This is a genomic window from Micromonospora phaseoli (assembly GCF_900109115.1).
Taxonomy (GTDB): Bacteria; Actinomycetota; Actinomycetes; order Mycobacteriales; family Micromonosporaceae; genus Micromonospora; species Micromonospora phaseoli.
This window is the reverse complement of sequence record NZ_FNYV01000009.1, coordinates 249,344-272,136: the sequence shown is the minus strand read 5'-3', so window position 1 is coordinate 272,136 and position 22,793 is coordinate 249,344. Positions and strand designations below refer to the sequence as shown.

General features: G+C 71.7%; 17 protein-coding genes and 2 rRNA genes. 14 read left to right on the top strand and 5 right to left on the bottom strand.

All coding sequences use genetic code 11. The features are described from left to right. Together BMY89_RS22660 and rrf are read left to right on the top strand one after the other, a co-directional pair. Nucleotides 1-134: ribosomal RNA gene (locus tag BMY89_RS22660) — 23S ribosomal RNA — on the top strand; the annotation flags it as partial. Nucleotides 135-227: 93 nt separating this feature from the next. Next, a 5S ribosomal RNA gene (gene rrf, locus BMY89_RS22655) occupies nt 228-344 on the top strand. A 232-nt stretch (nt 345-576) separates the two neighbouring features. Here the strand turns inward: rrf and BMY89_RS22650 are convergent. Continuing rightward, complete coding sequence (locus BMY89_RS22650) at nt 577-1,260, bottom strand: hypothetical protein (protein WP_092382038.1); 684 nt, start codon at nt 1,258-1,260, stop codon at nt 577-579. Nucleotides 1,261-1,329: 69 nt separating this feature from the next. Here BMY89_RS22650 and BMY89_RS22645 point away from each other — a divergent pair, with 69 nt between their 5' ends. From BMY89_RS22645 to BMY89_RS22635, 3 genes are all read left to right on the top strand, one after another. Continuing rightward, entirely contained in the window at nt 1,330-3,960 is a 2,631-nt protein-coding gene (locus tag BMY89_RS22645; protein ID WP_092382037.1) for a valine--tRNA ligase, read from the top strand. An 86-nt stretch (nt 3,961-4,046) separates the two neighbouring features. Continuing rightward, nucleotides 4,047-5,318 carry a bifunctional folylpolyglutamate synthase/dihydrofolate synthase gene (locus tag BMY89_RS22640; RefSeq protein WP_232521498.1) on the top strand — a complete coding sequence of 424 codons (1,272 nt, stop codon included), beginning with the start codon at nt 4,047-4,049 and terminating at the stop codon, nt 5,316-5,318. After that, a complete protein-coding gene (locus BMY89_RS22635) occupies nt 5,315-5,734 on the top strand; it encodes a DUF4233 domain-containing protein (protein WP_092382036.1) in 420 nt (139 codons plus the stop codon). Before BMY89_RS22640 ends, BMY89_RS22635 begins: the two co-directional genes overlap by 4 nt. Before the next feature lie 21 nt (nt 5,735-5,755). Here BMY89_RS22635 and BMY89_RS22630 read toward each other — a convergent pair whose 3' ends face one another. Next, a complete protein-coding gene (locus BMY89_RS22630; protein ID WP_092382035.1) occupies nt 5,756-7,120 on the bottom strand; it encodes a VOC family protein in 1,365 nt (454 codons plus the stop codon). Between the two features lie 142 nt (nt 7,121-7,262). On the opposite strand from BMY89_RS22630, the gene ndk reads away from it, so the two are divergent. Then, the gene (gene ndk / locus BMY89_RS22625) at nt 7,263-7,688 is read left to right on the top strand and encodes a nucleoside-diphosphate kinase (protein WP_092382034.1); all 426 of its coding nucleotides are present in this window, start codon (nt 7,263-7,265) and stop codon (nt 7,686-7,688) included. Nucleotides 7,689-7,692: 4 nt separating this feature from the next. Here the strand turns inward: ndk and sigJ are convergent, their stop codons facing one another. Both sigJ and BMY89_RS22615 read right to left on the bottom strand, forming a co-directional pair. Beyond that, the gene (gene sigJ, locus BMY89_RS22620) at nt 7,693-8,571 is read right to left on the bottom strand and encodes an RNA polymerase sigma factor SigJ (RefSeq protein WP_092382033.1); all 879 of its coding nucleotides are present in this window, start codon (nt 8,569-8,571) and stop codon (nt 7,693-7,695) included. Further along, a complete protein-coding gene (locus BMY89_RS22615; RefSeq protein WP_092382074.1) occupies nt 8,568-9,008 on the bottom strand; it encodes a carboxymuconolactone decarboxylase family protein in 441 nt (146 codons plus the stop codon). Before BMY89_RS22615 ends, sigJ begins: the two co-directional genes overlap by 4 nt. 434 nt (nt 9,009-9,442) lie before the next feature. On the opposite strand from BMY89_RS22615, the gene ileS reads away from it, so the two are divergent. Beyond that, nucleotides 9,443-12,616: an isoleucine--tRNA ligase gene (ileS, locus tag BMY89_RS22610; protein WP_092382032.1), complete on the top strand. Its 3,174-nt coding sequence runs from the start codon at nt 9,443-9,445 to the stop codon at nt 12,614-12,616. 162 nt (nt 12,617-12,778) lie between these two features. Beyond that, on the top strand, nt 12,779-13,477 hold the full coding sequence (locus BMY89_RS22605) for a lysophospholipid acyltransferase family protein (protein WP_092382031.1): 699 nt from the start codon (nt 12,779-12,781) through the stop codon (nt 13,475-13,477). A gap of 36 nt (nt 13,478-13,513) precedes the next feature. On the opposite strand, the gene BMY89_RS31070 is transcribed toward BMY89_RS22605, so the two are convergent. Then, a complete protein-coding gene (locus tag BMY89_RS31070) occupies nt 13,514-15,043 on the bottom strand; it encodes a hypothetical protein (protein WP_170147680.1) in 1,530 nt (509 codons plus the stop codon). Between the two features lie 193 nt (nt 15,044-15,236). Here BMY89_RS31070 and BMY89_RS22595 point away from each other — a divergent pair, with 193 nt between their 5' ends. The 6 genes from BMY89_RS22595 to rpmA all read left to right on the top strand — a co-directional run bounded on the left by BMY89_RS22595 (nt 15,237) and on the right by rpmA (nt 22,703). Then, entirely contained in the window at nt 15,237-17,222 is a 1,986-nt protein-coding gene (locus tag BMY89_RS22595; protein ID WP_092382030.1) for a TIGR03960 family B12-binding radical SAM protein, read from the top strand. A 99-nt stretch (nt 17,223-17,321) separates the two neighbouring features. Then, a complete protein-coding gene (locus BMY89_RS22590) occupies nt 17,322-18,041 on the top strand; it encodes a TIGR03936 family radical SAM-associated protein (RefSeq protein ID WP_092382029.1) in 720 nt (239 codons plus the stop codon). A 132-nt stretch (nt 18,042-18,173) separates the two neighbouring features. After that, nucleotides 18,174-21,257: an Rne/Rng family ribonuclease gene (locus tag BMY89_RS22585; protein WP_092382028.1), complete on the top strand. Its 3,084-nt coding sequence runs from the start codon at nt 18,174-18,176 to the stop codon at nt 21,255-21,257. A gap of 184 nt (nt 21,258-21,441) precedes the next feature. Continuing rightward, nucleotides 21,442-21,957: a hypothetical protein gene (locus tag BMY89_RS22580; RefSeq protein ID WP_092382027.1), complete on the top strand. Its 516-nt coding sequence runs from the start codon at nt 21,442-21,444 to the stop codon at nt 21,955-21,957. Between the two features lie 165 nt (nt 21,958-22,122). Next, on the top strand, nt 22,123-22,437 hold the full coding sequence (rplU, locus tag BMY89_RS22575) for a 50S ribosomal protein L21 (RefSeq protein WP_092382026.1): 315 nt from the start codon (nt 22,123-22,125) through the stop codon (nt 22,435-22,437). 11 nt (nt 22,438-22,448) lie between these two features. Further along, nucleotides 22,449-22,703 (top strand): 50S ribosomal protein L27, encoded by a 255-nt coding sequence (gene rpmA, locus BMY89_RS22570; protein ID WP_092382025.1) that lies wholly within the window; start codon nt 22,449-22,451, stop codon nt 22,701-22,703. Nucleotides 22,704-22,793 lie beyond the last annotated feature (90 nt).

Here is a 22,793-nt window from a genome sequence, read left to right as displayed (position 1 = left end):
TGCTTCAAGATGAGGTATCCCACCATCTTCGGATGGGTAAGGCCCCCAGCTAGACGACTGGGTTGATAGGCCGGAAATGTAAGCCCGGTAACGGGTTCAGTTGACCGGTACTAATAGGCCGAGGACTTGACAACAAAGATTTGCTACGCGTCCACTGTGCAACTCACAGCAAACAAACAAGACCCCAGGATTTTCTGGTGTGGTGTTGTTTGACATGTTGATAAGGTTACGGCGGTCATGGCGGAGGGGAAACGCCCGGTAACATTCCGAACCCGGAAGCTAAGCCCTCCAGCGCCGATGGTACTGCACCCGGGAGGGTGTGGGAGAGTAGGACACCGCCGGACATTCTTCGATTCAGGGCCACCCTATACAGGGTGGCCCTGAATTCGTTTCTACGGCAGGGAAAGTGGCCGCGCGGACCGCGACCATCGTCGCCGCGTCGAGTGGCGAACTGCGGGATGGCGCCCGCTTCCTCTGACATCGGAACGATCCGCGACTCGCTGCTGGCGGCCCCGCTGCGCCGTCGCCTCGGCTTCCGGGCGCGCACCGCCCGACCTCGTGGCCAGCACGGAGTGCTCAGTCGCGGGTCTGCACGGCCTCGCGGATCTCCCGGAGCAACTGCGCGGACTCGTCGACCGAGCGGAGCGGGAACATGGCGATCGCCACGCTGCCGTGGTCGGCCCAGCCGCAGACCGCGAAGTCACCACCCTCGCCGCTGGTGCTGCCGCACTTCATCACGCCGCCCAGCCGGCCCGGCGACACGTCGCGTAGGCCGTTCACCGCACCGGCCTCGTCGGCCATCAGCCCGAACAGGCTCTCCAGGTCGCGCTCCGGCTGCCACAGCAACGTCGTCCCACCGAAGAGCAGCACCGAGCGGCCGGCGTCCGCCGGATCCTGGTAGACGGCGCCGAAGCTGCTGTCCAGCTCGATGTCGGCGGCGAGACCGCTGCGCAGGTAGTCGGCGGTGCTCGACGCCCGCTCGCTGCCGTCCCGGGTCAGGCCGGCGACCTGGTCCGGCGTGGTGATCTGCGCGTCCTTCTGCTGCACGATGCGCCAGCCCCAGGTGCCCAGCGTGCCGATGCCGGCGAGGGCGAGGACCACCAGGACGGCGACCACCAGGCGCCGTCGACGGGAGCGGGCCGCCGGCCGGTCGGCGTCGTCCTCCGGATCGCGGCCGCCCAGCTCGATCGGCTCGTCGGTCAGCTCGACCGGCGGAGCACCCTCGGCGAGCTGGCGGGCGGTGAGATGTGCGTCGGACATAGCCGACACCGTACGCGAACGACCGGTGGTGCACGTCGGGTCCGTCGAAGCGCTCCGTAGACTTTGAGAGTGACCGAGAGCCTGGATGCCCACCGCCCCGACGCCCCGACCCTCGCCGGCCAGTACCAGCCGGGCGAGGTAGAGCAGCGACGGTACGAGCAGTGGGTAGCCGACGGTCGCTTCCGGGCGTCGGCGGACAGTGATCGGGAACCCTTCACCATCGTCATCCCGCCGCCGAACGTCACCGGCTCACTGCACATGGGGCACGCCCTCGACCACACCATGCAGGACGCCCTGGTGCGGCGTAAGCGGATGCAGGGCTTCGAGGCGCTCTGGCTGCCGGGCATGGACCATGCCGGCATCGCCACCCAGAACGTGGTCGAGCGGCAGCTGGCCGAGCAGGGGCTGTCCCGTCACGATCTGGGCCGGGAGAAGTTCGTCGAGCGGGTCTGGCAGTGGAAGGACACCTCCGGGGGCACGATCCTCGGCCAGATGCGCCGCCTCGGCGACTCGGTGGACTGGGACCGGGAGCGCTTCACCATGGACGAGGGCCTGTCGCGCGCCGTCCAGACGATGTTCAAGAAGCTGTACGACGACGGCCTGATCTACCGCGCGAACCGGATCATCAACTGGTGCCCGCGTTGTCTGACCGCCCTCTCCGACATCGAGGTGGAGCACACCGACGACGACGGCGAGCTGGTCTCGATCCGCTACAGCGACGATGTGGTGGTGGCCACCACCCGGGCCGAGACGATGCTCGGCGACACCGCGGTGGCGGTGCACCCGGACGACGAGCGGTACCGGCACCTGATCGGCACCGAGGTCGAGCTGCCGCTGACCGGTCGGCGGATCCCGATCGTGGGTGACCCGCACGTCGACCCGGCATTCGGCACCGGCATGGTGAAGGTGACCCCCGCACACGACCCGAACGACTTCGAGATCGGTCAGCGGCACGACCTGCCCGCCTTGACGATCATGGACGAGCGGGGCGTCATCACCGCGCACGGTCCGTTCGAGGGCCTGGACCGGTTCGAGGCCCGCCCGGCGATCGTCGCCGCGCTGCGCGCCCAGGGGCGGATCGTCGCGGAGAAACGGCCCTACGTGCACGCCGTCGGGCACTGCTCCCGCTGCCGGACCACGGTCGAGCCTCGACTCTCCCTGCAGTGGTTCGTCAACACCTCGCCGCTGGCCAAGGCCGCCGGCGACGCGGTCCGGGACGGCCGGGTGCGCATCGAGCCGCCCGAGCTGGCGAAGCGGTACTTCGCCTGGGTCGACAACATGCACGACTGGTGCATCTCCCGGCAGCTGTGGTGGGGTCACCGCATCCCGGTCTGGTACGGCCCGGACGGCGAGGTCGTCTGCGTCGGACCGGATGAGGAGCCGCCGAGCAGCTCCGGTGACGGACCGGGCTGGCACCAGGACGAGGACGTCCTGGACACCTGGTTCTCCAGTGGGCTGTGGCCGTTCTCCACCCTCGGCTGGCCGGAGCAGACCCCGGAACTGGCCAAGTTCTACCCGACCAGTGTGCTGGTCACCGGGTACGACATTCTCTTCTTCTGGGTCGCCCGGATGATGATGTTCGGCCTGTACGCGATGGACGGCAAGCAGCCGTTCGACGTGATCGCGCTGCACGGCATGGTCCGCGACGACCACGGCAAGAAGATGTCGAAGTCGTTCGGCAACGTGGTCGACCCGCTGGACTGGATCGACCGCTACGGGGCCGACGCCACCCGCTTCACCCTCGCCCGGGGCGCCAACCCCGGCGGCGACGTGCCGGTCAGCGAGGAGTGGTGCCAGGGGTCGCGGAACTTCTGCAACAAGCTGTGGAACGCCACCCGCTTCGCGCTGATCAACGGTGCGCACGCCGTCGGTCCGCTGCCGGAGGCGGAGCGGCTGTCGACCGTCGACCGGTGGATCCTGTCCCGGCTGGCCCACGTCACCGCCGAGGTGGACGAGCAGTTCGAGTCGTACGAGTTCGCCAAGGTCTGCGACCTGCTGTACCACTTCGCCTGGGATGACGTCTGCGACTGGTACGTCGAGCTGAGCAAGCCGGTCCTCGCCGGCGGCGGTGAGTCGGCCGAGGTCGCCCGCCGGGTCCTCGGCCACGTGCTCGACCAGCTGCTGCGGCTGCTGCACCCGGTGATCCCGTTCGTCACCGAGGAGCTGTGGACCGCCCTCACCGGGGGCGAGACGGTGCTGACCGCGCCCTGGCCCGTCAGCGACCGCGCGCTGGTCGACGACGCTGCCGAGGCAGAGGTGGCCACCCTGCAACGGGTCGTCACCGAGGTCCGCCGGTTCCGCTCCGACCAGGGTTTGCGCCCGACCCAGCGGGTCACCGCCCGGCTGGACGGGCTGGCCGGCGCGGGTGTCGCGGCGCACGAGCCGCTGATCCGGTCGCTCGCGCGGCTCGACCCGGCCGGCGAAGGCTTCCAGGCCAGCGCGACGCTGGCGATGCCGGGCGAGGTCAGCGTGGCCCTGGACACCCGTGGCTCGATCGACGTGGCCGCCGAACGGGCACGGTTGACCAAGGACCGCACGGCGGCCGAGAAGGAGGCCGGGCAGGCTCGGGCGAAGCTGGACAATCCGGCGTTCGTCGGCAAGGCTCCCGAACAGGTCGTCGCCAAGATTCGCGAACGGCTGGCCGTCGCCGAGGCCGACCTGGCCCGCATCGACGCCGCTCTGGAGGCGCTTTCCTCGTGACCGACCGCACCGAACGGAACAATCGCGCCGAGCACGCGGCCTTCACCGAGGTGGAGGCCGAGTTGGCCGGGCGCGGCTTCACCCGGATGGTCTTCGAGTTGGACCGCATCTCGTCCCTGCTCGACCTGCTGGGCAGCCCGCAGCGGGCGTACCCGTCGATCCACCTGACCGGGACCAACGGCAAGACCTCCACCGCCCGCATGATCGACTCGCTGCTGCGGGCGTTCGGGCTGCACACCGGGCGGTACACCAGCCCGCACCTGGAGACCGTCCGGGAGCGGATCAGCCTGGACGGCGAGCCGGTGGACGAGGCCCGCTTCACCACGGTGTACCAGGAGCTGAAGCCGCTGGCCGAGCTGGTCGACGATCGCTCGGCCGAGCCGCTGACCTACTTCGACCTGACCACCGCGCTGGCGTTCGCCACCTTCGCCGACGCTCCGGTCGACGTGGCCGTGGTCGAGGTCGGGCTCGGCGGTGCCGAGGACGCCACGAACGTGATCCAGGCCGGGGTGTGCGTACTCACGCCGATCGGGCTGGACCACACCGAATGGCTCGGCGACACGCTCCAGGACATCGCGGTCGCCAAGTCCGGCATCATCCACCCCGGGGCGACGGTCATCTGTGCCGCCCAGGAGGAGGAGGCCGCCCGGCCGATCCTGCAACGCTGCGCCGAGGTGGGCGCCACCGTCGCCCGCGAGGGTTCGGAGTTCGGCGTACTACGCCGGGCCGTCGCCGTCGGCGGGCAGGTGCTCACCCTGCAAGGGCTCGGCGGGGTGTACGAGGAGATCTTCGTCCCGCTGCACGGTGCGCACCAGGCGCAGAACGCGGCGGTGGCGCTCGCCGCCGTCGAGGCGTTTCTCGGCGCCGGCGCCCGACGGCAGCTCGACGTGGAGGCGGTCCGGGAGGGCTTCGCCGCCACCAGTTCCCCCGGCCGGCTGGAGCGGGTCCGCAACGCCCCGACGATCCTGCTCGACGGCGCGCACAACCCGCAGGGAATGGCCGCCACGGTCACCGCCCTGCAGGAGGAGTTCGCGTTCAGCAAGCTCGTCGCAGTGCTGGGCACACTGGCCGACAAGGATGCCGCCGGCCTGCTGGAGCTGCTGGAGCCGGTGGTCGACCAGCTGGTGGTGACCCGCAACAGTTCACCCCGGGCGCTGCCGGTGGAGGAGCTGGCCGCGCTCGCCGCGGAGGTGTTCGGTCCCGACCGGGTCGAGGTGGCCGAGGAGATGCCGGACGCGATCGAGACGGCGGTGGCGCTGGCCGAGGAGGACGTGCCCGGTGAGCTGTCCGGGGTGGGTGTGCTGATCACCGGCTCCGTCGTGACCGTGGCGGACGCCCGCCGGCTGTTGAAGCGATGACCGACGAGCAGCCGCGGCGTCCCGTCGCGGACTCCGACGACGGTCCGTCCGGCCCCGTGGCCGGCGACCCGCAGCCGCGCCGATCGGGGCTGCGCGACCCGCAGCGGGCGGTACGCGGGCTCGGCGCGGGCACCCTCGCCCTGGAGGCGTTGGTGCTGCTGCTGGCGATCCAGCCGATCCGGGTGGTCGGTGGTGATCTCGGCGGTGCGGCGATCGGCGTGATCGTGGCGCTGGCCGTGGCCGCCGCGGTGCTGGCGGGTCTGATGCGCAGGCCGTGGGCCTGGCACGCCGGCACCGTGTTGCAGGGGCTGCTGCTGCTGTCCGGGCTGCTGCACTGGTCGCTGTTCGTGCTGGGTGTCATGTTCGCGCTGGTGTGGGCGTACGCCTGGCACGTGCGCCGGGTGATCCTGGGCTGATCCTCCGGCGCACCGTGCCCGTCACGCCTCGGCGCGTTCCCGCCACTGGGTCAGTGCGATGCCGTGGCCGTCGGGGTCACGGAACGCCGCCGCCCACACCTCCAGCTTGTTGCCCCGGTTGACCACCCGGGGCGCGTAGGTGAACCGGACGCCGGAGTCGCGCAGCCGCTCGTACGCCGACTGGATGTCGTCGACGTCGAGGTTCACGTGGACCAGACGACGGCTGATCGGCTGGGCGCCAGTCACCTCCCGCAGCACCAGCCGGGTCGCACCGGAGGCGAGCACGGCGTTGCCCGTGCCCCGGTCCACCTCGGTGAAGCCGAGCCGGTCCCGGTAGAACTCCAGCGAGCGGGACAGCTCGGTGACCAGCAGGGTGATGCCCACGCCGCTGATCGGTGCGGCCAGGTCGGCGGCGTCCGGGTCGAAGCCGAAGATCGCCTCGTCCAGCTCCCGGTCGGCGGCGGGCGGGTGCGGTTCCGGGTCGTCCAGCGGCAGGTCGAGCGGGTCCGTCGGATCCGCCGGAGCAGGCGGCGGGTCGGCGAGCCGGGTGGCGGACGGACCGGCGAACTGCCCGGCGAGGGGCGGGTCGGCGAACGCAGCGGGTAGGTCTTCCTCGGCGGAGGCCGCGAACCGTTCCTCGGCCGGCGTGCGGGGGGCGGGCGTGGCCCGGCGGGGCAGCTGAGTGTCGCTGCTCTTCTCCACCACGGTGCCCTCCAGCACGACCGGTCCACCCGGGCGTTGGCGCACCCGGACCGGCTCCCGAGGCTCGACGGGCTCGACCGGGTCGTCGCGCAGCGGCCCACCGTGCGGATCTCCCACCGGGTCGTGGAAGTCGTCCTCGGGCGCCCGGTCGGCCCACGGCGGTGCCTCCTGCCCGATCAGCACCTCGTCCGGCGGTACCTGACCGGTGAACTCGGCGGCGAACTCGGGCGGCAGGTCGGCCGTGCCGGCCTCGGCGTGGGTGAGCACCTCGTCCCAGAGCACCCGGACGTGTCGCGGGTCGTCCAACGCCACCCGGATCGGCAGGGTCTGCCCCAGCATCGGCCACTTGGAGACCGGCACCCGCGGCTCGATGATCTTTTTCGAGCGCGGCGGCAGCCCGGGAGCGTCGATCACCAGTTGGAGCTCGCAGCGCCCGAAGGCGTACTGGGTGGGCGGCTCGGTGGCGCTGTGCACGTGCCCAGCACCGACGACCCAGGTGCGACCGCCGCCGCGCACCGTGGCCAGCGCGATCGCCAGCACCAGGAGAGCGACTCCGAGCGCCACGATGGCCCAGCTGGTCATGCCCAGCCCGAAGAGGATCACGAACGTGGCCACGGTGCCGAGCACCGCGGCGATCAACTTGCGTACCGGTGCGATGGGTCGGTTCCCGCCACCATTCGCCACAGTGGACCTCCCGAGGGTCAGGGCCAGGCTAGGCCGGATCGGGGGCCGGGGGAAGGACCGACCACCGCGCCGGCGCCGGGACCGGGTCGCTAGGCTGACCGTACCCAGCCCGACCGGCATCCGCTCTCAGGAGGAACCCAGCGTGTCCAGCAGCATTCCGGACGAGCGCACGCTCGTACTGATCAAGCCCGACGCGGTCCGCCGAGGGCTGGTCGGCGAGATCATCTCCCGCTTCGAGCGCAAGGGGCTGCGGATCGACGCGATGGTGGCCCGGACGATGGACGTGGCGTTGGCCGACGAGCACTACGCCGAGCACGTCGAGAGGCCGTTCTACCCGCCGCTGAAGACCTTCATGACCAGCGGACCGCTGGTCGCCATGGTGCTCTCCGGCGACCAGGTCATCGAGGTGGTGCGCGGCCTGATCGGGGCCACCGACGGGCGCAAGGCCGCCGCCGGCACCATCCGGGGCGACCTCTCCCTGTCCAACCGGGAGAACCTGGTGCACGCCTCCGACTCGACCGACAGCGCAAAGCGCGAGCTGGCGCTCTGGTTTCCCGAGCTGAGCTGACGCCTCAGGCCGCCCACGACAACTTCTCCGGGTTGGCCACCAGGTAGATGTCGGTGATCCGGCCGGCCGAGGTGCCGAGCGTGACCGCGTACGCGAAACCGGTAGCGCTGAGCACGACGGCGGCCGGCTGGCCGTTGAGTTCCCTGCGGTGCACGGTCAGCGGCCCGCTCTTGTCCCGAATCCCCAGCAGGAACCGGGCGACCCGGTCGGCGCCGGTCACCGGGTTGCGGGCGGCCCGCACCCGCCCGCCGCCGTCGCTCCAGGCGGTCGCGTCCGCGGCGACCAGGTCGGTCAGCGCGGCCAGATCGCCCTCGGTGGCGGCGGCGATGAACGCCTCCAGCAGCCGCTCCTGCTCCGCCCGGTCGGCGGTGAACCGGCGCTGGTCGCGCCCGATCCGGACAGCCGCCCGGTGGTGCAACTGCCGGCAGTCCTCGGCGGACCGGTCCAGCAACTCGGCGATCTCGGCGTACGGCAGCTCGAAGGCGGTGCGCAGCACGTACACCGCGCGTTCCGGCGGGGTCAGCCGCTCCAGCAGGTGCAGCAGCGCGGTGGAGAGCGAGTCGCGTAGCTCGGCGCGTTCCAACGGCCCGAACGGTGACGGCACGGTCGGCACCGGCTCCGGTAGCCACGGACCGACGTACGACTCCCGGGAGGCCTGCCGGGCCCGTAGCCGGTCCATCGACAGGTGGGTCACCACCCGGGACAGGTAGCGGCGCGGCTCGGCGACCCCGGCACGGTCGACCCGCACCCAGCGCAGATACGCCTCCTGGAGTACGTCCTCGGCGTCGTACCGACTGCCCAGCAGCCGGTAGGCCAGCCCGAGCAGCATCGGCCGGTGCGCGTCGAGCGCACCGGCCGCCTCCGCCGCGTCGACCGGGCTCACACGTCCGTCGGCAGCTCGTTGCGGAAGGTCACCGCGATCCGGTTCCACACGTTGATTGTGGCAATCGCCAGGACCAGATCGGCGAGGGCCCGCTCCGACCAGACCTTCGCGGCGGCGTCCCAGACGTCGTCGGGCACCCCGTGCTCGCCGAGCTGGGTGACCGCGTCGGTCAGCGCCAGGGCGGTCCGCTCCCGCTCGTCGAAGAAGGGGGCCTCGCGCCAGGCCGCCACCGCGAACAGCCGCCGGCTGGACTCACCCGAGTCCAGCGCGTCCCGGCTGTGCATGTCGACGCAGTACGCGCAGCCGTTCAGCATCGACGCGCGCAGCTTCACCAGCTCCAGCACGGTGTGGTCCACGTTTGCCCGAACGTACTTCTCCAGCCCCATCACGGCGCTGAAGGCTTGCGGGGCCACCTCGGCCACGTTCATCCGCTGCATGACAACCTCCCGGTAGATCGGCGTGACACCGACACGACGGGTCGGACTCGCCGCCCCGTGACAGGTCGGGCCTGTGACGCCGGTCATGTGTCGTTCGGCCGCATGTGCCCGACGCCGCCTGGCCTGTCATGGCAACAACCTCATGATCACCGCGTCGGGAATCCGGAGGTGGGGCTGGGGAGGGTGGGAGTAGGATGAGGGCGGCGATGATCCGGCTATCACCGGGGAGCCTCCGGAAGAACGGCCGGGTGACCGGCTCAGTAGAACCGGACGGGTCCGGCCCGTCACAGCCGGCCAACGAGCGGGCGGTCGATCCTGACCGCCAAGCGGGGTGGTACCGCGGGTCCGACCCGAGGCGCCGGTGACGGCGTCGCGGAGCGGGCTCGTCCTCGCAGACCCACGACTAGTGAGCGTCAGCGAGGAGAACGACCCCGATGGCCTATCCGTTGCACGAACCGACCGCCACCGGTGTCCCGGCGAGCCCGGACCTGCCCGCGGTCGAACGCCGCGTGCTCGAACACTGGACGGCCGACAAGACCTTCGAGGCCAGCGTCGACAGCCGGGCGGCCGGCGCGGACGGTGCCAACGAGTACGTCTTCTACGACGGTCCGCCGTTCGCCAACGGCCTGCCGCACTACGGCCACCTGTTCACCGGGTACGTCAAGGACGTGGTGCCGCGTTACCAGACCATGCGCGGCCGGCGGGTGGAGCGGCGCTTCGGCTGGGACTGCCACGGCCTGCCCGCCGAGGTGGTCGCCGAGAAGCAGCTCGGCATCACCAGCAAGGCGGAGATCCTCGACCTGGGCGTGGCCCGGTTCAACGAGGCGTGCCGCGCCTCGGTGCTGGAGTTCACCCAGGACTGGGAGCGGTACGTCACCCGGCAGGCCCGCTGGGTCGACTTCGCCAACGACTACAAGACCCTCGACCTGGACTACATGGAAAGCGTCATGTGGGCCTTCAAGACCCTGCACGACAAGGGCCTGGTCTACGAGGGTTTCCGGGTGCTGGCGTACTGCTGGCGGTGCGAGACGCCGTTGTCGAACACCGAGACCCGGATGGACGACGTCTACCGCGACCGGCACGATCCCACCCTGACCGTCTGGTTCCAGCTCACCCCCGACGAGTCCGCGCCGGAGCTGGTGCGTGGGCCGGTCCGGCTCGGCGTCTGGACCACCACGCCGTGGACCCTGCCGTCGAACCTCGCGCTCGCCGTCGGCCCGGACATCGAGTACGCGGTGCTGGCGCGCGACGGCGTCAACCACCTGGTGGGCGCGGCCCGGCTCGACGCGTACGCCAAGGAGTTGGAGGGGTACGAGCAGGTGGGCACCGTGCGCGGCGCGGACCTGGTGGGGCGCCGGTACACGCCGCTGTTCGACTTCCTGGTGGAGCACGCCGGCGACAACGCCTACCAGGTGCTCGGCGCGGAGTTCGTGACCACCGAGGACGGCACCGGGATCGTGCACCTGGCGCCGGCTTTCGGCGAGGACGACCAGAACGTCTGCAACGCCGCCGGCATCCCGACCATCGTCACCGTGGACGACCACACCCGGTTCACCGGGCTGGTTCCGCCGTACCAGGGCGAGCAGGTCTTCGACGTCAACAAGCCGGTGATCCGGGAGCTGAAGGACCGGGGGGTGGTGCTCAGGCAGGACACCTACACCCACTCGTACCCGCACTGCTGGCGCTGCGACACCCCGCTGGTCTACAAGGCGGTGTCGTCGTGGTTCGTGGCGGTGACGAAGTTCAAGGACCGGATGGTCGAGCTGAACCAGCAGATCAACTGGACACCGGGGCACATCAAGGACGGCTCGTTCGGCAAGTGGCTGGCCAACGCCCGGGACTGGTCGATCAGCCGGAACCGGTTCTGGGGCTCGCCCATTCCGGTGTGGCGCTCCGACGACCCGAACCACCCCCGGATCGACGTGTACGGGTCGCTCGCCGAGATCGAGCGGGACTTCGGGGTACGCCTGACCGACCTGCACCGACCGGCGGTGGACGAGCTGGTCCGGCCCAACCCGGACGACCCGACGGGCCAGTCGATGATGCGCCGGGTGCCGGAGGTGCTGGACTGCTGGTTCGAGTCCGGCTCGATGCCGTTCGCCCAGGTGCACTACCCGTTCGAGAACGCCGACTGGTTCGAGCACCACTACCCGGGCGACTTCATCGTCGAGTACATCGGGCAGACCCGCGGCTGGTTCTACACCATGCACGTGCTGGCCACCGCGCTGTTCGACCGCCCGGCGTTCCGCAACTGCCTCAGCCACGGCATCCTGCTCGGCTCCGACGGACGCAAGATGTCCAAGAGCCTGCGCAACTATCCGGACGTGTACCACGTCTTCGACTCGTACGGCTCGGACGCGATGCGTTGGATGTTGATGTCCTCACCGGTGCTGCGCGGCGGCGACATGCCGGTGCAGGAGTCGAGCGTGCGCGACGCCGTCCGGCAGGTGCTGCTGCCGCTGTGGAACGTCTGGTACTTCTTCTCGCTCTACGCCAACGCCGACTCCTACCAGGCCAGGCGGAAGACGGACGCCGAGCCGGCCGGTGGTGGCGACGCCGCCGGCAACCTGCTCGACCGGTACGTGCTGGCGAAGACGAACGAGCTGGTGACGACGGTCGGCGCACAGATGGACGCGTACGACATCTCCGGTGCCTGCGCCACCGTCCGCTCCTACCTGGACGCGTTGACCAACTGGTACGTGCGCCGCTCGCGGGACCGGTTCTGGGCCGGGGACGCCGACGCGTTCGACACCCTGTGGACGGTGCTGGAAACGCTCTGCCGGGTGGTGGCACCGCTGGCGCCGTTGACCGCCGAGGAGATCTGGCGCGGGCTGACCGGCGAGCGGTCGGTGCACCTGACCGACTGGCCGCAGGCGGAGCAGTTCCCGGCCGACCACGAGCTGGTCGCCGCGATGGACGCCGTCCGGGCGGTCGCCTCGGCGGCGCTGTCGCTGCGCAAGGCGAAGGGGCTGCGGGTACGACTGCCGCTGTCGAAGCTGACCGTGGCCACACCCCTGGCCGAGCAGCTGCGTCCCTTCGCCGACCTGGTGGCCGACGAGGTCAACGTCAAGCAGGTGGAGTTCACCGGCGAGGTGTCGGCGTACTGCCAGCAGGTGCTCACCGTGGTGCCCCGGGCGCTCGGGCCCCGGATCGGCAAGCAGGTGCAGCAGGTGATCAAGGCGGTCAAGGCGGGGGACTGGGAGCTGCACGACGGCGCTCCGGTCGCCGCCGGGGTCGCCCTCGCCGAGGGCGAGTACGAGCTGCGCCTGATCGTGGCCGACGCCGACCACTCGGCGTCGCTGCCCGGCGGCGAGGGGGTGGTGGTGCTGGACACCACGGTCACCCCGGAGCTGGCCGCGGAGGGGCTGGCCCGCGACGTCGTCCGGGTGGTCCAGCAGGCCCGCCGGGCCGCCGACCTGGACGTCTCCGACCGGATCGTGGTGTCGGTGTCGGCCTCCGAGGAGGTCCGCGCCGCGGTGTCCGGGTACACCGACTTCGTGGCCCGGGAGGTGCTGGCCGACACCGTCGACTTCGCCGAGGGGATCGACGGCTTCGCCGGCGAGGTCGGCGAGGGCGAGCCGGTGACGGTCACGGTCCGCCGACTCTGACGGGTAAGGAAGGGGCCCTTCTTAACGCCTCAGGTGGTAAAGGGGCCCCTGCTTAACCCCCGTCACCCAGCCAGCGGACGCGCCCCACCTCGCGCCGACCGCCGTGCGGCGGTCCGCTACCGTGACACCGCCTCTTCCCTCACTCGATCCGCCGGAGGACCAGTGCCGCTGCTCTACACCATCGGCAAGCTCACCGTGGGGCCCGCGATGCGGCTGGCGTTCCGGCCGACCGTGGAGGGGCTGGAGCACATCCCGGCGAGTGGCGGCGCGATCTTCGCCGGCAACCACCTGTCGGTCGCCGACGAGCTGTTCCTCGGCACGGTGGTCCCCCGGCACCTGGCGTTCTGGGCGAAGTCCGAGTACTTCACCGGCACCAGCCTCAAGGGGCGGTTCTCCAGGTTCGTGCTAACCGGCCTCGGCGCGATCCCGGTGGAGCGCGCTGGTGGCCGCGCCGCGCTCGCCGCGTTCGACGCCGCCATCCCGGCGCTCAAGGGCGGCGACCTGGTGGTCGTCTACCCGGAGGGCACGCGCTCGCCGGACGGGCGGCTGTACCGGGGGCGCACCGGTGCGGTCCGGCTCGCCATCGCGGCCGGCGTGCCGATCATCCCGGTCGGCATGATCGGCACCGAGAAGGTGCAGCCGATCGGCGCCCGGGTGCCACGCCCGTTCACCGGGAAGATCACCATCAGGTTCGGCAAGCCGCTCGACTTCACCGACCGGCCCGATGATCGGCTGTCGCTGCGGAAGCTGACCGACGAGATGATGGGCGAGATCCAGAAGCTCACCGGCCAGGAGTACGTCTCCCGCTACGCCCCGCCGCGCGCCCACCCGCCGGTCGCCGGCGAGCCCGGCGCCGTCTGAGCAGCTCCGGGCGGTGCGGCGGGGAGGCGGTGCCGCTCAGCCGTCCGTGGTGACGATCTGCTCCCGCAGGGTGCCGAGCAGTCGGGCGCTGTCGTCCACCGAGAGCCCCGTGAAGACGGCGCTGGTCAGACTGCCGTGGTCGACCGAGGTGCAGACCACCACCCCGACGCCGTCGGCGCGGCCGACGGCGCAGCGTTCGTGCCGGCCCCGGACGCCGGTCTCCACGACCTTCGTCTCGGCCAGGGCGTACTGGTCGGTGAGGCGTTCCATCTCGGCGTCGGCGTCCGCGGAGGGTGTGAACCGGAAGCCCGTACCGCCGAAGACGGTCACCCGCTTGCCGTTGCTGGTGGTGTAGATCCCGGCGAAGGTGTCCTCGGCGAGCCAGTGCGCCTGGCGCATCTGGGTCTCCAGTTGCCGGGCGTTCTGGGCACTGCGGGGGTCCTCACGCAGGCGCAGGTCGGCGACCTGCCCCGGCAACGCGGCGTTCGCCGGGTACTGGCTGGCCATCGGCACGCCGTAGTAGGCCGGACAGCCGCAGCAGCAGGCCAGGGTCAGCAGCAGCAGCCAGGGCCAGCGGCGTCGCCTGCGCTTGGTGGCCGGGGCGTACCCCGGGGGCGCCTGCCAGCCGGGCGGCGGTGCGACGGGCCCGCCTTTCTTCCTACCTCGCCCACGGCTCGGCGGCGGGGCCATCGGTGGCCCGGCCGGGTTCGGTGGCGGTGCGGGGTGCGCCGGCGGTCGGGCGACCGGCGGCGGATAGGCCGGCGCCACCGGCGTGGGCCGCGGAGCCGATGGCGGGTACGGGCCGAGCGGTTGCGGGTACGAACCGGGCGGTTGCTGGTGCGGGGCCGGGGAGACCTGCGGCGCGGGGGAGACCGGCGGCGCGGGTGGCCCGGAGTACGGCCGGGTAGCCGGCGGGGCCGGGTAGGACAGCGTCGGCGGCAGGGCCGGAAAGTCCGCCGAGGGCAACTCCCAGCCGCTGGTGTCGACGCCCGCCCACGGGTCGACCGGGGTTTGATGTTCCGGCTCCGGCGCCGGTGTCACGGGCGGCGGGGTGGGCTCGGCCGACTCGCCCCATCCGCGGCGGCGCGGCGGCGCCGGCGGAACGGCGGCCGAACCGCTCCAGCGCGGTGCTGCTGCCTCCGGGCCCGCTGCCTCCGATGCGGCCGGATCGGGCAGCACGCGGGTGCCCTGCGGACCGACCTCGGCCTCCGGGGCCGGCCGGTGTTCCCCATCCGGGGCCCGGCGGGTGGCGTCGGCCGGATCGGCTTCGGCCACATCGGCGTCCCGCCGATCGGCTTCGGCCCGGTCGGCTTCGGCCCGGTCGGCTTCGGTTGGTCGGCTGGGCTGGTCGCCCGGCTCCGGGTCGATGGACCGGGTCGGTTGCCCGGTCGCCTCGGGTGGTTCGGCGGGCAGCTCGTGGGTGCCGTCGGGGCCCGTGCGGGGCCCGTCGGCCGGTGGTACGGGAGTGGGGGCCTGCCCCTGGGTGACCGCCGGCTCACCGTCCCGGTGTGAATCCGGAAGGTTCCCGTCGACCGGCCGGTCTGCTCCCGGCTGCGGCTCCGGCATCGCGGCAATCTCCTCTCACGCCGACCCGAGGTTAGTACCGCTGTGCCACCGCCGACGAATCCGGCTGCCCCGCTGTCGCCGTTCGGGGCAGCGTTCGGCGCAGGGCTGGCGGTGGCCCGGCGGGCCCTTCGACAGCCCGCGTCGGACAGGTGTGGCGCGCTGGCCGCCGGGCGGGCGCGTACCCTTGGCCATCATGAGCGTCCCGTCCACCACACCGCGTCCCGTCGCGGCCAACTCCGTGTGGCCCCAGTTGGAGCCGTTGCTGCCCCAGGTGACCAAGCCCATCCAGTACGTCGGTGGCGAGCTGGGTGCGGTGGTCAAGGACTGGGACTCGGCGACCGTGCGCTGGGCGCTGATGTACCCGGACGCGTACGAGGTGGGCCTGCCCAACCAGGGCGTGCAGATCCTCTACGAGGTGCTCAACGAGCTGCCCGACGTACTGGCCGAGCGGACGTACGCGGTCTGGCCGGACCTGGAGGCGCTGATGCGCGCCCAGGGCGTGCCGCAGTTCACCGTCGACGCGCACCGCCCGGTCCGCGATTTCGATCTGTTCGGCATCTCGTTCGCCACCGAGCTGGGCTACACCAATCTGCTCACCGCGATCGACCTGGCCGGCGTACCGCTGCTGGCGGCCGACCGGACCGACGCCGACCCGGTGATCGTGGCCGGCGGGCACGCCGCGTTCAACCCGGAGCCCATCGCCGACTTCGTCGACGCCGCCGTCCTCGGCGACGGCGAGGAGGCGGTCCTGGAGATCACCACGATCGTCCGGGAGTGGAAGGCCGAGGGTTGCCCCGGCGGTCGGGACGAGCTGTTGCTGCGGCTGGCCCGTACCGAGAGCGTCTACGTGCCGCGCTTCTACGACGTGGACTACCTGCCCGACGGTCGCATCCAGCGGGTCGTGCCGAACCGGGCGGACGTGCCGTTCCGGGTGCACAAGCGCACGACGATGGACCTGGACGCCTGGCCGTACCCGAAGAAGCCGCTGGTACCGCTGGCCGAGACGGTGCACGAGCGGTACGCGGTGGAGATCTTCCGAGGCTGTACCCGGGGCTGCCGGTTCTGTCAGGCGGGGATGATCACCCGGCCGGTACGTGAGCGTTCCATCACCACCGTGGGGCAGATGGTGCAGCAGGGGCTGGAGTTCTCCGGCTTCCACGAGGTGGGCCTGCTGTCGCTGTCGTCGGCCGACCACTCGGAGATCGGTGACATGTGCTCCGGCCTGGCCGAGCAGTACCAGGGCACCAACGTGTCGCTGTCGCTGCCCTCCACCCGAGTGGACGCGTTCAACATTGACCTGGCCCAGGAGCTGTCCCGCAACGGTCGGCGGACCGGTCTGACCTTCGCCCCCGAGGGCGGGTCGGAGCGGATCCGCAAGGTGATCAACAAGATGGTGTCGAAGGAAGACCTCATCCGCACCGTGGTCACCGCGTACACCAACGGCTGGCGGCAGGTGAAGCTCTACTTCATGTGCGGCCTGCCCACGGAGACCGACGCCGACGTCCTGGAGATCGCCGACATGGCGCACGAGGTCATCCGGGCCGGACGGGCCGCGACCGGCTCCAAGGACATCCGGTGCACCGTATCGATCGGCGGGTTCGTGCCGAAGCCGCACACCCCGTTCCAGTGGGCGTCGATGGAGCGTCCGGAGGTCATCGACCACCGGCTCAAGCTGCTCAAGCAGGCGATCAACGCCGACCGCTCGCTGGGTCGGGCGATCGGCTACCGCTACCACGACGGCGAGCCCTCGCTGATCGAGGGCCTGCTGTCCCGGGGTGACCGCCGGGTCGGCGCGGTGATCCGTCGGGTCTGGGAGCAGGGCGGCCGGTTCGACGGTTGGAGCGAGCACTTCTCGTACCAGCGCTGGGTGGACGCCGCCGCCGAGGTGCTACCCGGCTTCGGGGTGGACCTCGACTGGTACACCACCCGCCAGCGCGACGAGCTGGAGGTCCTGCCCTGGGACCACCTGGACTCGGGCCTGGACAAGGACTGGCTCTGGCAGGACTGGCAGGATTCGCTCGGCGAGTACGAGCAGGACGACTGTCGGTGGACGCCGTGCTTCGACTGCGGCGTCTGCCCGACGATGGACACCGAGATCCAGATCGGCCCGACCGGCCGGAAGCTGCTCCCGCTGACCCCGGTCAACGGTCTGAAGCTGCCCACCGGCGCTCAGCAGTGACCGCAGCGCGGCGGGCTGGGTCAGACACCGAGGAGCGCGATCATCCGTAAGAAACCACAGCCCGAAGGTGGCCAGGCGCCGGTCGTCCAGCGCGTCCGGATCCGGTACGCCAAGCGCGGCCCGTTGCGGTTCACCTCGCACCGGGACTTCGCCCGGGCCTTCGAACGGGCGCTGCGCCGAGCCGGCGTGCCGGTGGCGTTCTCCCAGGGCTTCACCCCACATCCCAAGATCTCGTACGCCAGCGCCGCGCCGACCGGGGTGGCGAGCGAGGCGGAGTACCTGGAGATCGGTCTGCGCGAGCCGGTCGACGCGGAGCAGTTGCGTGCCGCACTGGACGCGGCGCTCTCACCCGGACTCGACGTGCTCGAGGTCGTGGTGGCCGCCGGCGGTGGGCTGGCCGACCGGATCGAGGCGTCCCACTGGCGGATCGAGCTGCCGCAGGTGGACCCCGACATCCTGGCGAAGGCGGTGGCCGCCTTCTCCGCCGTCGAGGAGGTGTTGGTCGAGCGGATGACCAAGCAGGGGCGGCGAACCTTCGACGCGCGTGCCGCAGTTATCGGCATCGATGTAATGTCGCCATCGGCGACGCCTTCCGGAGACCCGGCCGTACCGTGTGCGATACTCGAACTGGTCGTGCGGCAGGTCACCCCGTCCGTACGACCCGATGACGTCCTTTCCGGCCTCCGCGTGGTGGCCGGCCTGGAGCCGCCGGTGGCCCCGAAGGTGATCCGGCTGGCTCAGGGCCCGCTGACCGCGCAGGGTGCGATCGGGGATCCGCTTGACGCGGACCGCGACGGGGCAACCATCGGCGGGCGCTGACCGACGGTCGGTGCTCAGGCAGGCAGACTTCGCCGGTCGCGCACGCCCGTGCGCCCGGGGAAACACCTTTTGCGGCGACCCTGCGTGGCAGCGCTCACCCGCGCCCGGGGATGCCAGAACTGGAGAACGTCCATGCTCGAGAACGAGCCCGAGGGCGGCGAACGGACCGGCGCTGACCCGGCCGGTGAGACCGCCGACTACAGCACCGCCGATACGGCGAGCGGAACCGGTGCGCCGCCCAGCGGCACACCGGACGGCAGCACGCCGGGGGAGGGCCCCGGCACCGTGAGTGGTGCCGCGGATCTGGGTGGCGCGTCGGACGCCGAGGCAGCGCCCCGGCGCCGGACGACCCGCCGCCGGGCCACCCCGGTCAGTCAGCCGGAGCAGACCGATGCCCCGGTCGAGGCGCCCAGCGCCGCGGCGGTGGGCAGTGGGGAAGCTCCCCAGGCCGAGGTGTTCGCCCCGGTCTCCGGCGACCTCGACCCCGCGGCGAAGACGCCGCGACGCCGCCGCAAGGCCACCACCACTCAGAAGAGCACCGAGGAGCCGCTGGCCGCGGTAGCGGCCGAGGCCGCCGCCGAGGACGTCGTGCCGCCGGTCAAGGTGACCCGTACCCGCCGTAAGAAGGCCGGGCCCACAGCGGCCGAGGCGCCCGTCGACGTCCCGGCCGAGCCGACTGCGCAGTTCCCGCCGGCCGAGCCGGCTGCGCAACTCCCGGCGGCCGAGCCGTCGATCACGGAACCGGAGGCCGGCACCGACTTCGGCTCCGCCGTGTTGCCCGCCGAGGCGGACGCCGCGCCGGTGGCCGCCGCGCCGAGCGGTATCGACGAGCCGGCGGCGCAGCCGGACCAGGAGGCCGCTGTGCAGCCGGCGGCGGAGCCCCGGTCCCGCCGCAGAAGGACCGCGCTCAGTGCACCGACGGTGTTGTTCATGGCACCGGAGGAGATCAACGCGGCCCGCCTCGCCGCAGCCGCGGCGCCGTCGGCCGAGGACGAGACTGCGGAGGAGCCGGTCGAGCCGACGCGTCGTCGCCGTCGTGGCCGCCGGGAGACCGAGCCGGTGGTGGCGGTCGAGGCCGACGAGGAGCAGATCGCCGCGGTGGCCGAGGAGGCCACCGAAGACGAGGACGACGAGGACGACGAGGACACCGCCGCCGGCCGGCGCCGCCGCCGGCGTGGCCGCCGGGGCCGCGGCCGCGGCAAGGGCGGTACCGACGACATCGACGACGCCGAGGACAGCGAGGACGCCGAGGACAGCGAGGCCGAGGAGACCGTCCGGGCAGAGGCGGACGAGGCTGAGGCCGAGGAGGGCGACGACGCCGAGGGTGGGGACGGGATGACCCGCCGCCGTCGTCGGCGCCGCCGCCGGGGCGCCGGTGACACCGACGGCGCCGCCGACGACGGCGTACCCACCGTCGTGAAGATCAGGGAGCCGCGCCGGACGGTCGACGAGGTGCAGGGCGTCTCCGGCTCGACCCGGCTGGAGGCCAAGCGGCAGCGCCGCCGCGACGGGCGGGAGCAGCGCCGGACCCGCCCGCCGATCCTCAGCGAGTCCGAGTTCCTGGCCCGCCGGGAGGCGGTCGACCGGGTGATGGCGGTACGTCAGCGGGGTGACCGCACCCAGATCGCCGTGCTGGAGGACGGCGTCCTGGTCGAGCACTACGTGACGCGTAACTCCGCGGGCACCATGGCCGGCAACGTCTACCTGGGCAAGGTGCAGAACGTGCTGCCCAGCATGGAGGCGGCCTTCGTCGACATCGGCCGGGGCCGCAACGCGGTCCTGTACGCCGGCGAGGTCAACTGGGACACCTCCGGTCTGGAGGGGCGGGCCCGTTCGATCGAGCAGGCGCTCCGGTCCGGCGACTCGGTGCTGGTGCAGGTCACCAAGGATCCGGTCGGGCACAAGGGCGCGCGATTGACGAGTCACATCGCCCTCTCCGGCCGGCACCTGGTCTACGTGCCCGGCGGCAACGCCTCCGGGATCAGCCGCAAGTTGCCGGACACCGAGCGCAAGCGGCTGCGCGACGCGCTGAAGAAGCTGGTTCCGGACGGTGCCGGCGTGATCGTCCGGACCGCAGCCGAGGGGGCCAGCGAGGACGAGTTGGCCCGGGACGTCAAGCGGCTCCAGGCGCAGTGGGAGGACATCCAGGACAAGGCCGCCGAGGGCGGTGCGCCGGTGCTCCTGTACGAGGAGCCGGATCTGGTGATCCGGGTGGTCCGTGACCTGTTCAACGAGGACTTCCGGGACCTGGTGATCGAGGGCGACACGGCCTACGACCTCGTCGAGTCGTACCTGTCGCACGTGTCGCCGGACCTGGTCGCGCGGCTGCGCCGGCACGTCGGCACCAAGGATGTGTTCACCGAGTACCGGATCGACGAACAGATCCTCAAGGGGCTCGACCGCAAGGTCTTCCTGCCGTCCGGCGGTCATCTGGTGATCGACCGGACCGAGGCGATGACCGTGGTCGACGTCAACACCGGCAAGTACACCGGCGCCGGGGGCAACCTGGAGGAGACGGTCACCCGCAACAACCTGGAGGCGGCCGAGGAGATCGTCCGGCAGCTGCGGCTGCGGGACATCGGCGGCATCGTGGTGATCGACTTCATCGACATGGTGTTGGAGTCGAACCGGGAGCTGGTGCTGCGCCGACTGACCGAGTGCCTGGGGCGGGACCGCACCAAGCACCAGGTCACCGAGATCACGTCACTGGGCCTGGTGCAGATGACCCGTAAGCGGATCGGTGCCGGGCTGTTGGAGGCGTTCAGCGAGACCTGTGACTGCTGCAAGGGCCGAGGGCTGATCATCCACACCGAGCCGGTGCCGGAGAAGCCGCGTCCCGGTGGCGGTGGGGACAAGGTGAAGGCGGTCGCCTCGGCTGGTGTTCCGGCCGCCGAGACGACGAGCGCCTCGTCCCGGCGCCGGGGCCGTAAGAACGGCCCGACGGAGCGGACCGTGGTGGAGGTCACCGAGACCGACGCCGCGAGCACCGTCGATGCCGGCCTGCACGACACGATGGGGTACGACCTGTCTCGCTACGAGACGGAGACACCGGCCGAGCCGGCGGTCGCCGACAGCCAGCAGGGCGAGTCGGCCCGGCTGGCCGCCCCGGACGACCCGGACGCACTCGCCGAGGTCGACGAGGAGGACGGCGGCGAGGGTGGCACCGGCCGGCGTCGCTCCCGCCGGAGCGGCGCGCGTCGGCGTACCCGCCCCTGACCGGCGGCCGACTGGTCGAGCGAGGCCCCTCCCGGCGGTGATGACCGTCGGGAGGGGCCTCGCGTATGGTCGACGGCGGCGACGTGCGGCGCCTGACCCAGGGGCGTGCGGCGCGCCCTGGCCCTGGTTCTGCACCAGGCCGCCAGCCACGAAGGCCGGTGCCGGTCGCCCAGAGGAGGCAACGATGCGCCGTCTGCTCACCGCCACGGCGGTCACCGCGGTGCTGGTCGCCGCCGCCGGCTGCTCCGGACCGCAGCGTCAGGCCGACGATCCGGCCGCGACCACCTCGACGCCCGTCGGAGCCACCCTCGCCCCGGTCACCCCCACCCCCGAACTGCCGGTGGCGACACCGGCTCCGGGGACGGCCGGCGGGAACGCCCCCGAGGTGTGTGCGGCCGCGCAGCAGGCCAGTAGCGAGGCCGGTAAGGAGTACGTCGCGCACCTCGGCAGCATGGTCTCGGCGACCGGCGCGGGTGACGCGGGCGGTGCCGAGGCCGCCGCCAAGCGGGCCGAGAAGGCGCTCTCCGGCTGGCGCCAGGCGCTCCGCGAGCAGTCGAGCCGCGCCGACGATCCGCAGCTCAAGACGCTGCTGACCGACCTGGCGACCGAGGTCGGCCGGCTCGGCACGGACATCGAGGCGATCGGGGAGACCTCGCTCGACGGTCTTCAGCAGCGCCTCGACCAGCTCTGCGCCCGCTGACCGGCCGACCCGGTTTGGGTACCGGCCCGACCATGGCGTACGCTGACCTGCGGCGCACTTTGGTGTGCCGTGTTCTCGCGCGCCCAGGCCGCCGTGCCTCTGCTACCCGGCGAGCCGCCGCGGGGACGACCGTCAGTAGCCTCAACGACAGGGAGTCCGCCTCCGATGTACGCGATCGTCAAGACCGGCGGCAAGCAGTACAAGGTCGCCGAGGGCGACGTGATCGAGGTCGAGAAGCTCGTCGGTGCCCCCGGCGACGCGGTGAAGCTCGCCGCGGTGCTCCTCGTCGACGGTGACGACCTGGTGACCGACGCGACGAAGCTCGCTCAGGTCGAGGTGTCCGGCGAGATCGCCGCGCACACCAAGGGCCCGAAGATCCGGATCCACAAGTTCAAGAACAAGACCGGCTACCACAAGCGCCAGGGTCACCGCCAGCCGCTGACCCAGGTCAAGGTGACCGGCATCTCCAGCGGGAAGTAGGTCGTCCTCAGATGGCTCACAAAAAGGGTGCGTCCAGCTCGCGCAACGGCCGTGACTCCGCGGCGCAGCGACTCGGCGTGAAGCGCTTCGGTGGTCAGGTTGTCAGCGCGGGCGAGATCATCGTCCGGCAGCGCGGCACCAAGTTCCACCCCGGTGACCTGGTCGGCCGCGGCGGAGACGACACGCTCTTCGCGCTGACCGCCGGTGCGGTCCAGTTCGGCACCAAGCGCGGTCGCAAGACCGTCAGCATCGTGCCGCAGCAGTAGTTTTCTTCGGGCGAAGCGGGCCGCGGACCTCGTGTCCTGGCCCGCTTCGCCTTTTTCGCGCGAGGGCTCGACCTCGCTGGAAGGATTGAC